Source organism: Neobacillus oceani (assembly GCF_046237595.1).
GTDB classification, from domain to species: Bacteria; Bacillota; Bacilli; order Bacillales; family Cytobacillaceae; genus Bacillus_D; species Bacillus_D oceani.
Genome location: NZ_CP143543.1, coordinates 1952164 through 1965499 on the forward strand (window position 1 = coordinate 1952164; position 13336 = coordinate 1965499).

General features: G+C 46.7%; 14 protein-coding genes. 10 read left to right on the plus strand and 4 right to left on the minus strand.

Annotated elements, in window-relative coordinates; all coding sequences use genetic code 11:
• Positions 1-158 precede the first annotated feature (158 nt).
• The gene (locus tag V1499_RS09670) at positions 159-701 is read left to right on the plus strand and encodes an outer spore coat protein CotE (RefSeq protein ID WP_409275772.1); all 543 of its coding nucleotides are present in this window, start codon (positions 159-161) and stop codon (positions 699-701) included.
• 132 nt (positions 702-833) lie between these two features.
• Here V1499_RS09670 and V1499_RS09675 read toward each other — a convergent pair whose 3' ends face one another.
• Positions 834-1841 carry a 4Fe-4S binding protein gene (locus tag V1499_RS09675; RefSeq protein WP_409275774.1) on the minus strand — a complete coding sequence of 336 codons (1008 nt, stop codon included), beginning with the start codon at positions 1839-1841 and terminating at the stop codon, positions 834-836.
• Positions 1842-1993: 152 nt separating this feature from the next.
• Here V1499_RS09675 and V1499_RS09680 point away from each other — a divergent pair, with 152 nt between their 5' ends.
• A complete protein-coding gene (locus V1499_RS09680) occupies positions 1994-2197 on the plus strand; it encodes a hypothetical protein (RefSeq protein WP_409275776.1) in 204 nt (67 codons plus the stop codon).
• Positions 2198-2252: 55 nt separating this feature from the next.
• On the opposite strand, the gene V1499_RS09685 is transcribed toward V1499_RS09680, so the two are convergent.
• Positions 2253-2690 carry a hypothetical protein gene (locus V1499_RS09685; RefSeq protein WP_409275778.1) on the minus strand — a complete coding sequence of 146 codons (438 nt, stop codon included), beginning with the start codon at positions 2688-2690 and terminating at the stop codon, positions 2253-2255.
• A gap of 372 nt (positions 2691-3062) precedes the next feature.
• Between V1499_RS09685 and mutS the strand changes: the two genes are divergently transcribed.
• Together mutS and mutL are read left to right on the plus strand one after the other, a co-directional pair.
• Entirely contained in the window at positions 3063-5681 is a 2619-nt protein-coding gene (mutS, locus tag V1499_RS09690; protein ID WP_409275780.1) for a DNA mismatch repair protein MutS, read from the plus strand.
• 84 nt (positions 5682-5765) lie between these two features.
• A complete protein-coding gene (mutL, locus tag V1499_RS09695; RefSeq protein ID WP_409275782.1) occupies positions 5766-7763 on the plus strand; it encodes a DNA mismatch repair endonuclease MutL in 1998 nt (665 codons plus the stop codon).
• Positions 7764-7858: 95 nt separating this feature from the next.
• On the opposite strand, the gene V1499_RS09700 is transcribed toward mutL, so the two are convergent.
• Complete coding sequence (locus V1499_RS09700) at positions 7859-7996, minus strand: hypothetical protein (RefSeq protein WP_409275783.1); 138 nt, start codon at positions 7994-7996, stop codon at positions 7859-7861.
• A 233-nt stretch (positions 7997-8229) separates the two neighbouring features.
• Between V1499_RS09700 and V1499_RS09705 the strand changes: the two genes are divergently transcribed.
• The 6 genes from V1499_RS09705 to V1499_RS09730 all read left to right on the plus strand — a co-directional run bounded on the left by V1499_RS09705 (position 8230) and on the right by V1499_RS09730 (position 11606).
• Positions 8230-8658: an organic hydroperoxide resistance protein gene (locus V1499_RS09705; RefSeq protein ID WP_409275785.1), complete on the plus strand. Its 429-nt coding sequence runs from the start codon at positions 8230-8232 to the stop codon at positions 8656-8658.
• 140 nt (positions 8659-8798) lie between these two features.
• Positions 8799-9110, plus strand: a complete 312-nt coding sequence (locus tag V1499_RS09710; RefSeq protein ID WP_409275787.1) for an iron-sulfur cluster biosynthesis family protein — start codon at positions 8799-8801, stop codon at positions 9108-9110.
• A gap of 20 nt (positions 9111-9130) precedes the next feature.
• On the plus strand, positions 9131-9766 hold the full coding sequence (locus V1499_RS09715; RefSeq protein WP_409275789.1) for an NUDIX hydrolase: 636 nt from the start codon (positions 9131-9133) through the stop codon (positions 9764-9766).
• 279 nt (positions 9767-10045) lie between these two features.
• Positions 10046-10393: a DUF4181 domain-containing protein gene (locus V1499_RS09720; protein ID WP_409275791.1), complete on the plus strand. Its 348-nt coding sequence runs from the start codon at positions 10046-10048 to the stop codon at positions 10391-10393.
• Positions 10394-10879: 486 nt separating this feature from the next.
• Positions 10880-11134 carry a hypothetical protein gene (locus V1499_RS09725; RefSeq protein WP_409275793.1) on the plus strand — a complete coding sequence of 85 codons (255 nt, stop codon included), beginning with the start codon at positions 10880-10882 and terminating at the stop codon, positions 11132-11134.
• 259 nt (positions 11135-11393) lie between these two features.
• A complete protein-coding gene (locus V1499_RS09730; protein WP_409275795.1) occupies positions 11394-11606 on the plus strand; it encodes a hypothetical protein in 213 nt (70 codons plus the stop codon).
• 481 nt (positions 11607-12087) lie between these two features.
• Here V1499_RS09730 and mreBH read toward each other — a convergent pair whose 3' ends face one another.
• Positions 12088-13095, minus strand: coding sequence for a rod-share determining protein MreBH (gene mreBH / locus V1499_RS09735; RefSeq protein ID WP_409275797.1), 1008 nt, complete (start codon positions 13093-13095; stop codon positions 12088-12090).
• Positions 13096-13336 lie beyond the last annotated feature (241 nt).

The window sequence follows — 13336 nt, forward strand, 5'->3', positions numbered from 1 at the left end:
AATAGCCCGTAGCAACCCATTCGATAGGAACTTATCAAATCAGGGCGCATATAATGAAGCATGCCTATACATTTATCCGATGCAATGTAAATTAAGTGCACCCAAGTCTGTACACACGCATAGGATGAAGTGATACTGAATGAGGAGGGTTTGCTAGAATGGGAGATTACAGAGAGATAATTACAAAAGCAGTCGTCGCAAAGGGGCACAAGTTTACGCAGTCCCAGCACACGATCTGTCCGGCACATAATCCATCCAGCATACTTGGCTGCTGGATTATCAACCATAAATACGAAGCGAAAAAAGTCGGCAAAACGGTTGAAATCCATGGCTCCTATGACATCAACCTTTGGCACTCGTATAATGACAATACAAAGACAGAGGTTGTCACTGAACGGGTTCGCTATACGGATGTCATCAAGCTGAAATACCGCGATAAAGACTGCCAGGATGACGACGGCATCATTGCAAAAGTCGCTCAGCAGCCAAACTGCTGTGAAGCAGTCATTTCGCCGAGCGGAAACAAAATCATCGTCCACGTGGAGAGGGAATTCACTGTCGAGGTAATTGGTGAAACGAAAGTCAGTGTGGCAATCAACCCAGATGGCGCCGGCGACGATGATGAATGGGATCTTGGGCTGGATGACGGGGAGTTTGAAGAAATTAATCCCGATTTCCTTGTCGGCTCGGAGGAAGAATAATTGTCAACTAGGAGGGCTTCTTCCTAGTTTTCTTCTTTTTGCGGCTCGTAGAGCGCTGGTTTCGTTTCTAAAGACCGATTTTCCTGGGAATCATGTTGAATCGGTCTTTAGCTTTAATTGATATATAGAATATCATGAACAGTAAGGGTTCAGGTAGCCCAGCGTTTTCCTGTTTTCACAGGCCGGGCAGGTTGAATCCACTGTTTTATTGTGTGTCCAGCTTTGATAGGCGGTTCCGCACTCACCGCATACTCCTTGGGTGAGAGGGAGTTCCTCCTGTAAAGCCTGGTGTGCCTTCAGGCGGATATTGACCGCGCCCAAGCCGCATACATCGGTGCACAGGTCGCAGCCGTTGCAATTGCCGTGGTGAATTTCAAGAGTATCATCTTTTATAGTAAAAACGTGCTGTTTGCATAGCTTGAAGCACGCTTGGCAAAGGGTGCAGCTGCTTTGATCCAACTCAACATCATAAAGAGAAATTCCCGGGAACATTCCCGCCATTCGAAAATCGGAATGATTAAAGCGCCATTTGGCGGGAGTAAGCGTTTTGGCCGCGGTTTTGGTGCTCTCCCGTAATGCATGATGGAAAAATTGCCGCCTTGAAACCTCCCGTCCTTCAACATTGTGCCTAGAAGCTACCTTCTTTGAAACATCCCTTCCGGAAACAGTCCCTCTTGAAACATCCTTACCAATATCAAGGGAAGCAGGGTGTGACTGAACGATGGTGAAAGAAGGCAGGCCCATGCCTGCTAGCAGGGAGTCCGCAATCTGAAGTGCATCCGGGTAACCTGGGTTTTCCATGCCGAAATAGAGTGTGTTGGCCCCTTTTTTATAAAAATAAAGAAGCTCTTCGGCCACGGGGAACGGCCCTTCTTCAAGCATGAGGACATTTTCGATAACATGGCGTTCGGGGGAGCGGCCATGGATGGCCTGGACAGGGCATGCCGGGATGCACGCTCCGCAGGTTGTGCATAAAGCGGGATCGATCGTTGCGCCGGCTTCCGAAATGGTAATGGCTTGTTCGGGACAGCTTGATATGCATTTTGCGCAGCTGCTTTTTGGGCTTACGGCGCGGAGGCATGAAGGGGTTAGTTCGATTTCGCCGGAGAGGCTTTCCAGCCATTTCGTTAAAAGTGACATAGGACTCAGCTCCCGTCCCTTTTTCTTTAATTGTATACCGGCCAGGGGAGAATTTCCTGTTTATGCTCATTGTTTCACAAAATATTCAAAGACCAACAATTCAATACATAAACGCGCTACTTCATGGAAAGATAGGAGAAGGAGGTGCGCTGATGACCGAACCACATAAGCCGGGGAGCGAGCGGATGCCAGATTTCAAGGAGCTCGAGGACAGGGTGATTGCCAAAGGGGCGAAGGGGCCGATGCTTGTCATTAAGACGAATTTGGACCCGGACAGCCCGACGGAGGACAATCCATACTATGAAAACAAGAAGCTAACGGATAAGGAAAAGTTCGAGGAGTATTTTTCGGATTAACCAAAAAAGCAGCTGCCGGTAATTGGCGAGCTGCTTTTGTTATTTAGTCGCATTTTTAAAAGTTAAAGGAAAGTTGGTAATAATGCGCTTCCTTGTTGTGGTATAGCGGGATTTCGGAATAGAAGACGTCTTCGCCGTGCTCGTCCGAATTGAAACCAGTTGCCTTGAAGTCGGGGCTTACCGACACAGGCCTTTTTTCGGTGCCTGTCGGGAATACGATTAAGTCGCCGGGCTTTACTTCCAGCTGGACTTTGCGCTCACTGCCAATTTCGAGGGCAGCGCTTCCTTGGATGACGCCGAGGACTTCATGGCTGGAGCTGTGGTTGCGATAGTATCCGGAGATGCCGTTCCTCCATTTGTCCATGATCCGTTTTTCGTCACCGCGTGTTGCGTCTTTCAGTGCGCCTGGATAGTAAAGGACCGGTCTTGCCGGTTTCCCGGGCACAAAACGATTTTCGAGCAAATAAATTACTTTTACATCAGAATACTTCATACCTGCCTACCCTCCTAATAATCAGCCATGATATGTACATCCGCTGTGAGCTGTTTGATCCCGCTTTTTAAAAAATAAGCCTAAGTGCTCGGGATGAAACGTCTAAGAAGGAAGAATCGCTTTAACCACTTGTTTCCCGGTTTGTTGGAATTTTAAACAATTTTCCATTTCATCTAGGAAATTTCCCAAGGTTTAAAAAACTGGGCTCTAAAGAGGAATCGCGAGGTACAACTGTGGCCTTTTTTTGCGTACCTTTACGTCTAAAATTACCGTTCCGTTTCCGGTTGGCAGAGCAAAATATGTTATAATTAACTGTCGAAGGAACACGAATGGGGATAGCCCCATACTAGAATGCGAATTTTGGAGGATACGATGGCAGCTTACACGCCGATGATACAGCAATATTTAAAAATCAAGGCAGAGTACCAGGATGCCTTTTTATTTTTCCGGCTTGGTGATTTTTATGAAATGTTTTTCGAGGATGCGCTGAAGGCTTCCCAGGAGCTTGAAATTACGCTGACGAGCAGGGAAGGCGGCACGGAAGAGAGGATTCCGATGTGCGGAGTCCCGTATCATTCCGCGCAAGGGTACATAGAGCGTTTGATTGAAAAGGGTCATAAAGTGGCGATCTGCGAGCAAACCGAGGATCCCAAGCAGGCGAAGGGAGTCGTCCGCAGGGAAGTGATCCAGCTGATTACGCCGGGGACGGTTATGGAAGGCCGGAGCCTGCATGAAAAAGAAAACAACTACCTTGCGACGGTCACGCAATTCCAGGATGGCACGTACGGGTTTGCCTATACCGATTTATCGACGGGCGAAAATAAGGTAACGCTTCTTCCTGCAAAAGAGGAAGAGGTGCTGAATGAAATTTCCGTTCTCGGTGCGAAAGAGGTTGTTCTGTCCGCAAAGCTCGATGAAGGGCTTCAAAGGAAAATGCGGGAGCGGAATGTGCTTGCGATTTCGTATGAGGATCAGACGGATGTAGCGGATTCTTTTCAAGAATTAACGAAGGATTTGAGCCAGGAAAAGTTCCTGGTTACTGTGGCGAGGCTTTTCAACTATTTAGAGCGGACCCAGAAGAGGAGCCTCAGCCACCTGCAGCCGGTGACGACGTACCAGGTCCACCAGTTCATGAAAATTGATTATTATTCGAAACACAATCTTGAACTGACGGAAACGATTCGCACGAAAGGGAAAAAGGGCTCTTTGCTCTGGCTTCTCGATGAGACGAAGACCGCGATGGGTGGCCGGATGCTGAAGCAATGGGTCGACAGGCCACGGATTGACCGTGCGGAGATTGAACGGCGGCTTGCACTGACTGGACAATTCATCAGCGCCTATTTTGAACGGAAGGAATTGCAGGAGCGCCTGAAGGAAGTGTATGACCTTGAAAGGCTTGCAGGAAGGGTCGCGTTCGGGAATGTGAATGCTCGCGACTTGAAGCAGCTGATGCGTTCCCTCCAGCAAGTTCCCCATTTGCACGAAATCCTTAGCCGGATTCCAGGGCAGGAAGCCGGTGAACTTGCCGAGAGCCTCGACCACTGCGAGGAGGTTGTTGACCTTCTTGAGCAGGCGATTGTTGATAATCCGCCGCTGTCCATCAAGGAAGGGAATATCATCAAGGATGGCTTCAACGCGCAGCTTGACCAGTACCGTGACGCGAGCCGGAACGGGAAGACGTGGATCGCCCAGCTTGAGCGTGACGAACGGGAAAAGACAGGCATCAAATCGCTCAAGGTAGGCTATAACCGGGTGTTCGGCTATTACATCGAGGTGACAAGGGCAAACCTGCATCTCCTTGAGGAAGGCCAGTACGAGCGGAAACAGACGCTAACGAATGCGGAGCGCTTCATTACCCCCGCTCTTAAGGAAAAAGAAGCACTTATCCTCGAGGCGGAGGAGAAATGCGGCGAGCTTGAGTACGAGCTTTTCTGTGAAATCCGCGACCAGGTGAAGGAGCATATCCCGAGGTTGCAGGCGTTGGCAAAAACGGTTAGCGAAATCGATGTGCTGCAAAGCTTTGCCGAAGTGAGCGAGGCGAGGAAGTACGTGAAGCCGGAGTTTTCGGACAGCAGGGAAATTCTGATTGAAGAGGGCAGGCATCCGGTTGTCGAGAAGGTGTTAGATTCACAGGAATACGTGCCGAACGACTGCAGGATGTCGGGCGAACGGGAAATCCTCCTGATTACCGGGCCGAATATGTCTGGTAAAAGTACGTACATGCGCCAGGTAGCCCTGACGGCGATCCTTGCCCAGATTGGCTGCTATGTCCCGGCCACAAAAGCGGTCCTGCCGATTTTTGACCAGGTGTTCACACGGATTGGCGCGGCGGACGACCTTGTTTCCGGGCAGAGCACGTTCATGGTCGAGATGCTTGAAGCGAAAAACGCGATTGCGAACGCTACCCAGGACAGCCTGATTTTGTTCGATGAAATCGGCCGCGGAACGTCTACGTATGACGGGATGGCGCTCGCACAGGCGATCATTGAGCACGTCCATAACCGGATTGGCGCAAAAACGCTCTTTTCAACGCATTACCATGAACTGACTGTACTTGAAGAAGAGCTTGAAAGGCTGCATAACGTGCATGTCAGTGCGATTGAGCACCATGGCAGGGTCGTTTTCCTTCATAAAATTAAGGAAGGCCCGGCTGATAAAAGCTATGGCATCCATGTCGCCGAACTCGCCGGCCTCCCGAAGGAACTCATTTCACGAGCGAATGAAATTCTTTCTTCGCTCGAGCAGGCACCGGCTGATAAGCCTGTTCCGGTGCTGCCGGATGGGACGGGAACTGCAGCGGAACCCGCGCTACAACGTTCACAGCAGGCACAGCTTTCGTTTTTTGACGAACCAGTACAGCCGAAAAAGGCTGAGCTTGGGGCTAAGGAAAAGAAGTTAGTCGAAAAAATCCGCGATTTGGATATTTTGAATTTGACGCCGCTTCAGGCGATGAACGTCCTTTATGAGCTGCAAAGGAAGATAAAGAATTAGTTGGATGGGTGGCAGGCGCCGCAGCGGAGCACCTTTTTCCCAGTTCGGCTAGACTGTCATCGGTAATAAACAGGAGGTGTGTCCGTGGGCAAAATCATTCAGCTTGATGACGCGTTATCGAATAAAATAGCGGCTGGCGAGGTTGTCGAACGACCGGCATCCGTTGTCAAGGAGCTGGCCGAAAATGCCCTTGACGCGGGTAGCACCATCATTGAAATAGAGGTTGAAGAAGCTGGACTTGCGAAAATCAGGATTACCGATAACGGGGAGGGCATCTCCGAGGACGATGTGGCGAAAGCATTCCATCGCCATGCAACCAGCAAGATCAAGGATGAAGCGGATTTGTTCAGAATTCGGACGCTTGGTTTCCGCGGGGAAGCTCTCCCGAGTATCGCTTCGGTTTCCCGGCTGGAAATGAAAACATCGACGGGCGACTCAGCTGGAACAAGGATTGTAATCGAAGGCGGGCGGGAAACCGCATTCGAAAAGGCGCCGAGCAGGCGGGGAACGGATATTACGGTCACTGATCTGTTTTTCAACACACCGGCTCGCCTGAAATATGTGAAAACAATCCATACGGAACTTGGCAACATCACGGACTTGGTCAATAGGCTTGCGTTGTCCCATCCCGAGGTATCGTTCCGGCTCGTCCATAATGGGAAAAAGCTTCTCCATACGAATGGAAATGGGGATGTCCGCCAGGTGCTTGCCGCGATTTACGGTATGGGAATCGCGAAGATGCTCGTGCCGATTGAGGGGAAATCACTCGATTACAAGATTAGCGGCTATGCGTCCCTCCCAGAAGTAACAAGGGCGTCGCGGAATTACATTTCGACGATGATCAACGGCCGGTTTATCCGGAACTACGGGCTCGCGAAGGCGGTCATGGAGGGGTACCACACGCTCCTCCCGATTGGCCGGTATCCAATCGTGCTACTGAACGTTGAAATGGACCCGATCCTCGTCGATGTGAACGTCCATCCTTCTAAAATGGAAGTACGAATCAGCAAGGAAGCCGAATTGTTTGAACTCGTCCAGTCGGCGATTTCGGCTGCCTTCAAGCAAAAACAGCTCATCCCGTCAGGGTTCAAACCTGAACGGACTGAAAAACCAAAATCCGAACAAATCTTCTTGGAACTTGATAATGGCCCGGAACAAACCCCAAGCTCAGATGGACTTCAAAGTTTTGGGGACCAAACACCTTCAGGGACTGGATCACCAACCGGGGCGGTGGCACAAGTACCTTCTAATTTTCAGGGCGGCGCGGTGCAGCGAACCGAAACAGGTATTGAAAGGCCAACCTCACAGGCACAATCGCCTACTTCGTACCCATCGAGGCGGACTTCTGGGCAGGAAACGTCCTGGTCGAGTTTGCCGGATCAGGTGAAGGAAATGTTCCTGCCGAAAGCCGAAGATGTGAGCCCGCAGCCGTTACCTATGGAAGGCGAACCCGATTTCGCTTCTGGCGGCACGGCTCAATCTGACACTGCGGCTCCTGAACGCGTACCCCGCATGTACCCGATTGGCCAGATGCACGGCACGTATATACTCGCGCAGAATGAGAACGGACTTTATATAATTGACCAACATGCGGCGCAGGAGCGGCTGAAGTATGAATTTTTCCGCGAAAAGGTCGGGCAAGTAGAAAGCGAGCTACAGGATATGCTTGTCCCGCTGACCTTTGAATATTCAACCGATGACTGTGTGAAAATCAATGAATACAAGGAAGAACTTGAAAGGGTCGGCGTCTTCCTTGAGGAGTTCGGGCCGAATAGTTTCATCGTACGGTCCCACCCGCAATGGCTTCCTCAGGGCGAGGAAAAGGAAGTCATCGAGGAAATGATTGAACAATTGCTCTCCATGAAGAAGGTGGATATTAAAAAACTTCGCGAAGAAGCTGCGATTATGATGAGCTGCAAAGGCTCCATCAAAGCGAACCGCCATTTGCGGAATGACGAAATCCAGGCGCTCCTTGATGATCTTCGTAGCGCTTCGGACCCATTCACCTGTCCGCACGGCCGCCCGATTATTGTCCATTTTACTTCGTATGAAATGGAGAAGATGTTCAAACGCGTTATGTAATGGATTTACTTTGCTGAGACCTTCTTGGAAAGAGCATTTGCATAAAATAAAAACATCCCCTGTTTTTTTCGGCAGGGGATGTTTTTTATTTATGTTTATTTAACTTTTGTCAGTTGGATGGTAACGACATATTCCTTACCCGGTTCAAAACGGGAATTGTCAATTGTTTCACCGGTGTTGCTCAAAGTAATGATGGTCTTGTTGGTATCGATTGTAATGGAATTGTGCTGCAACTAGTTTCTCCCCTTGCGCGTCCTTCTATGGGTTGCTTAAAGTTTCCGCTTTCGACAGCAACCTGTCCTTTCATTCTACAATGTCCGAGGGCCTGGTGGATAGATGATAGTGACAAATTTATTACACTTATACATTATGCATAGCTTGTCAACTGCATTCCGCCCTGGACGGGTTTATGGTTGTCCGGGTAGTGGAAAAGGGAAAGAGACTAACCGTTAAAGGGGATGTAATCATGAGTGAAAAAATTCTTACTTCAACTGCTACAGCATCTGGAGGAAGGGAAGGACATGTCCGTTCTTCCGATGGAAAAATCGACATGGATTTGGCAATGCCAGGTACCGACAGAGCGAAACAACTTCCTGACGCGGTAAATCCCGAGGAGTTTTTCGCAGCGGGTTACTCAGCCTGTTTTGACGGAGCGCTGCAGCTGATGGCAAAGAAGGAGCGCATAAAGTTTGACTCTGAGGTAACCGCGAATGTAAGCTTATTGAAAGACGAACAGGATGATGGCTTCAAGCTCGCTGTCACTCTCCAAGTAAAAGGGAAAGGAATCGAGCAGGAAAAACTTGAGGACCTTGTCGAAAAAGCCCATCAATTCTGTCCGTATTCAAAGGCAACCCGAGGAAACATCGAAGTCACGCTTGAATCGGCGGCGGAATAATCGAGCGAATCGGACCGCTTCCAAAGTGTAAGCTAAATACACCAGACGGACAACAGGGTGCTGCCATGCGGCACCTTTTGATTTTTTTGCGAAAAATATACAAACCAAGCGAATAGCTATTTTTAAAAAGGATGGTAATAATGGAGATTATCATAAAACCCGCAGCACTTGAAGAATTGAAAAAAGCCAATCTCGAGGACGGGGAAGGGATCCGGATAGAGGCTGTCTTTATCGGGAGCTGTTCAATCTATGCGGAGTACTCCCTGAAAATCGATAAAAAGAATGAAGATGACGATCTTTTTGAGGGGGAGGGCGTTCCGGTCCTTGTTTCGAAAGAAAGCCAAAAGCATCTGTACAAACGAATCACACTCGATTTCAATCCGGGGCTTGGATTCAAGCTGTCATCGGATGAAGAGGTGTACAGGTACAACCTGAAATTGCAAAGGGTATAGAAAAATGGGGATGATGACGAATGACTCCTGATTCAATCATTGAAAAATTAAAGAAGCATACGCCGAAGATATTGGGGAGCGAAAATTATTCCAAATACGCCGTCCTCCTGCCGCTCATCGAGACGGAAAATGGAGTATCGGTCATGTTCGAGGTGCGGTCGATGAATCTCCGCCGGCAGCCAGGCGAAATTTGTTTTCCTGGCGGGCGGTTCGACCCGGAGGATCCGGATGAAAAGGGAGCCGCCATCAGGGAAACCTGCGAAGAGCTTGGAATTAAGCGGGATTCCATTTCGGGAGTTCAGCCGCTTGATTACCTGATCTCCCCATTCGGCATGATTATCTACCCGTTTGCCGGCTTCATTCGGGATGCGGATGCAATCAAACCGAATGAAGCTGAGGTAGGCGAGGTGTTTACGGTTCCGCTCAGCTTCTTCATGGTGGCAAAGCCCGAAGTTTACCATATCCATTTTAAGCCGGAACCTGAGGAGAATTTTCCTTTCGACTGGGTTCCAGGGGGTAAAAATTATAACTGGCGGGGCAGGCATATGGAGGAGTATTTTTACCATTATGAAGGCAGGATTATCTGGGGCCTGACCGCCCGTATCCTAGCCCATTTCATAGAGATTTTAAAGGAAAACGGGCTGGGCGAAGTTTGATTATTTTAAGGAAACGGGCTTGCCAAAGCTAGCTCCTTTTTTAAGGACATCAGCCTTACAAAGGCTTGATTATATTTTTTTAAAAAAATTACTGGACATTCCCCGTAACAGATTAATAAAAATGTCAAGAGTGCCAAAATGTCTATCATTTGGCACTCTTTTCAGATTTAAAGACATTGTGATTAAATTACATAACTTTTTGGAATTTAAATCCAAGTAGAACCAACTAGTTATGTTAAGATGAAGGAAAGTTGGTGGAAAATGTAGAGGGGGGTTATCATGTATGTTGCCTTACTAATTTTAATATTGCTTCTTCCAATATCAGAATATTTCTTAAGGAGATGGATAGTCGGACCAGGAGGGCAGTATATTTCCGAAACGGATGGAAAGTATTTTTACTTAATGGGAAGAATTATACTCGTCATAACGGGTTTATTTCTTCTGTTTTTTGTAATAGATAGAACGGATGAAGTGACCATAAAAAGTTTTTTGCTAATTTTGATGGCAATCATTTATGGATTTGATTCATTTATTGAATGGAAGTATATCAAAAGTTCAAAGTCATTTCTTGTACCAATTTTATTGTTGTTGATTGGCGTAATATATTGTTTTCTTTTTATCTTTTAAAGCTGTTGGGTTTGTGAAAAAAGTAATTAAATCAATGTTCTTTAGTAAAAGAACACATAGAATCGATAGTGGTTCGCTTAGCTCAATCAATGAGGGCTGGGCTTTTTTTTCGAAAACAAAAAGCACGCCAAAATCAAGATAACGGATTCGGTTTTCGAGTACAAAAACTTAATTCACACACTAATTAGCAGTCCAAATTCGCAACTGAATTGGACTGCATCTTTTTATCGATATATCAGGGATTTCTGTGCGTTTTGTAGCGTTTAACACTCGAATTCGCACCCCTTTTAGCAGAGTGACTGAAGTTATTGTCAGCGTGCGAATTCGTATGCTAATTGCTATGCTGAATTGGTTAGTTAAAAATAGAACTTAGGTTTTTGGGTATTTATGTTAAAATTAATGAAGAGCATATTCAACATAAGGGAGTTTAGTATAATAAAGGAATTCAATAAAATGTATTAATGTGGTTTTAAGGGGGGAGTTCAATTGTCTATAGTAGACTTTTTATTTAATAAAGAATTAGTATATACGGCAACAAATCACAATGATTATTTTAAAGTAGCCCAAATATTCAAAAATGGTGGCTTGAAGTATAAAGTAAAGAAACAATCCCCGAATAGTTCACCTGGTCAACCGTTTAGTGCCGATAAATTTAGACAATCTGTTATTTACGATTTTTATGTACATAAAAATGAACGACATCTTGCCCAAAAGTTGCTTTCCACATTAAACGAATATTAATCATTAGGAATATTCAACAAACGGGGCAGCGTTGTATATGAAAAAGTTTGTGGAATTATTGACTAATGGTTAAGTTTTTTTATATTATTATACATAGAATATCTATATATATAGAATATTTATAGTGCAAAATAATAATGCGGAGATCACAAAAGCAAACTGGTGGGTTAGTTAATAGTGTTGTTTAATTTGATTTCAAAAATTGGGGGAAAATTATTGAGCAGTGTGGAGCTTTTTAAGATAACTATGGGGGGAAAAGATGAAGCAAACAATAAGAGCAAGGATGTTGGGCATTTATGATTTGTTTTTGGCGACAGGTGCAATTTGGATAGGAGCTCAAATGGTGTTGTCAAGTAGTGGAACAATCTTTGCTGAGGAATATCCTGATAGTGGGCATCCAGGCTCCCTTTTGATAGTTGGGTTATGCCTGGGGTTCTCGCAATCGTCATATTTGGACTGGGTAATATTATAGCGGCCGTGTTTAGTTTTAAAAAACGTCATAACAGTTCGTGGTATGCATCTGCCATTATGGGAGCCGTTTTCTTTTTCGGGTTGGCTTTTCAGTACATTGCTGTAGGTGAAATGTATATAGTAACTGGTCCTTTTTTAATCCTTAGCATTATACAGCTATGTCTTAGTGGGTATGTTTTCTTGGGTTATAAAAAAGGTCTCAAATTGTGACCAATTTAAGAATGGAGGGTCTTCGCAAACCGATTGTGATGTAAACGACATTCTCCTTCTTATAGTAACGGGTGCTTTAGTTGAACAACGCACTACTATAAAGAAAGCTCGAAGCATAATGCTTCGAGCTTTTTTGTGCTAATTTTACTGCTAAAGTGTTTGCTAATTCAACTGCGAATTACACTACGAAAAGCACTGCTAATTCGAATTTTGTTCTTCAAAACCGAACCCGTTAAAATCAAGGCGTGCTTTGTTTTTTTGCTGAAAGACTGCTATTTCGCGACAGTCTGCAGCTTTCCGATGTACTGGAGCGCTTTGCCTGTACCAATCGCAACCGATTCAAGCGGGTTTTCCGCGACATGGACAGGAACGAAGATTTCAGTTGAAAGCCATTCTTCCATCCCCTTCATCAATGCGCCGCCTCCTGTTAAAATAACGCCGCGGTCAACGATGTCGCCGCTAAGCTCAGCCGGGCAATCCTCTAGTGTCGCTCTGATTGCTTCAAGGATGTGAAGAAGCGATTCCTTAATGGCATCCCTAATTTCATAGGAAGAGAGTGTAATGGTTTTCGGCAGGCCTGTTACGAGGTCGCGGCCGCGGATTTCCATATGAAGCTCCTGATGGTCGACAAGCGCATAGCCGATTTCCATTTTGATTGCTTCTGCGGTCCGTTCTCCGATCAGGACATTGTATTCGCTCCGGACATGTTTGATAATGTCATCGTCCAGGCGGTCGCCGGCAATTCGGATTGAATGGCAGGCAACAACGCCGCCAAATGAAATGATGGCGACTTCAGTCGTTCCGCCGCCGATATCGACGACCACATTGGCGACAGGCTCGTCAACCGGCATCCCCGCGCCAATAGCAGCGGCGACAGGCTCTTCAATCAAGTGGATTTTCTTGGCGCCCGCGTTCCTGACAGCATCGTGGATGGCGCGTCGTTCGACACTAGTGGAACCAGATGGCGTGCAGACGACCACATTCGGCTTCCTCATCGACAGGCCGATTTTTTTCGAGGCTTGCTTCATAATATGGGTGAGCATTTCCGTGGTCATGTCGTAATCGGCAATCACCCCGTCCTTGAGAGGTCTGATGGCGACAATTTTACCAGGCGTCTTGCCGATCATTTCCTTCGCTTCCTTCCCGACGGCAAGGACGTTTTTCGTTTCCGTATCAATGGCTACAACGGAAGGTTCGTTGACGGCAATTCCTTTATGTTTGCTGTAAACAAGTATATTTGCGGTTCCTAAATCAATTCCGATTTCAGCAGATGTAAACATGTTTCTCAAATCCCCCATTCATAAATTTCGGAAGGCAGGGCGAAATGCCCTGAAAATCTCGTAATCAACGGGAGCAAAGTGAAATCTCCCTCACAAGATAGACTTCTATTAGATTACCATTGCTATGGGGGTAGACTGCCGAATGTAACGCATTCGTTATCGAACTGTAAAGAAACATGTAAATTTATGCAAGGCAACCAATTCAGTTAGAATAAGATTGAAAAAGAACGTCGATACTTGA

Coding starts and splice junctions, on each gene's coding strand:
- V1499_RS09715 (WP_409275789.1), top strand. CDS start 9,131: ATGACTCCTGATTCAATCATTGAAAAATTAAAGAAGCATACGCCGAAG.
- V1499_RS09670 (WP_409275772.1), top strand. CDS start 159: ATGGGAGATTACAGAGAGATAATTACAAAAGCAGTCGTCGCAAAGGGG.
- V1499_RS09720 (WP_409275791.1), top strand. CDS start 10,046: ATGTATGTTGCCTTACTAATTTTAATATTGCTTCTTCCAATATCAGAA.
- V1499_RS09705 (WP_409275785.1), top strand. CDS start 8,230: ATGAGTGAAAAAATTCTTACTTCAACTGCTACAGCATCTGGAGGAAGG.
- mutS (WP_409275780.1), top strand. CDS start 3,063: ATGGCAGCTTACACGCCGATGATACAGCAATATTTAAAAATCAAGGCA.
- V1499_RS09675 (WP_409275774.1), bottom strand. CDS start 1,841: ATGTCACTTTTAACGAAATGGCTGGAAAGCCTCTCCGGCGAAATCGAA.
- V1499_RS09685 (WP_409275778.1), bottom strand. CDS start 2,690: ATGAAGTATTCTGATGTAAAAGTAATTTATTTGCTCGAAAATCGTTTT.
- V1499_RS09680 (WP_409275776.1), top strand. CDS start 1,994: ATGACCGAACCACATAAGCCGGGGAGCGAGCGGATGCCAGATTTCAAG.
- V1499_RS09730 (WP_409275795.1), top strand. CDS start 11,394: ATGAAGCAAACAATAAGAGCAAGGATGTTGGGCATTTATGATTTGTTT.
- V1499_RS09710 (WP_409275787.1), top strand. CDS start 8,799: ATGGAGATTATCATAAAACCCGCAGCACTTGAAGAATTGAAAAAAGCC.
- mreBH (WP_409275797.1), bottom strand. CDS start 13,095: ATGTTTACATCTGCTGAAATCGGAATTGATTTAGGAACCGCAAATATA.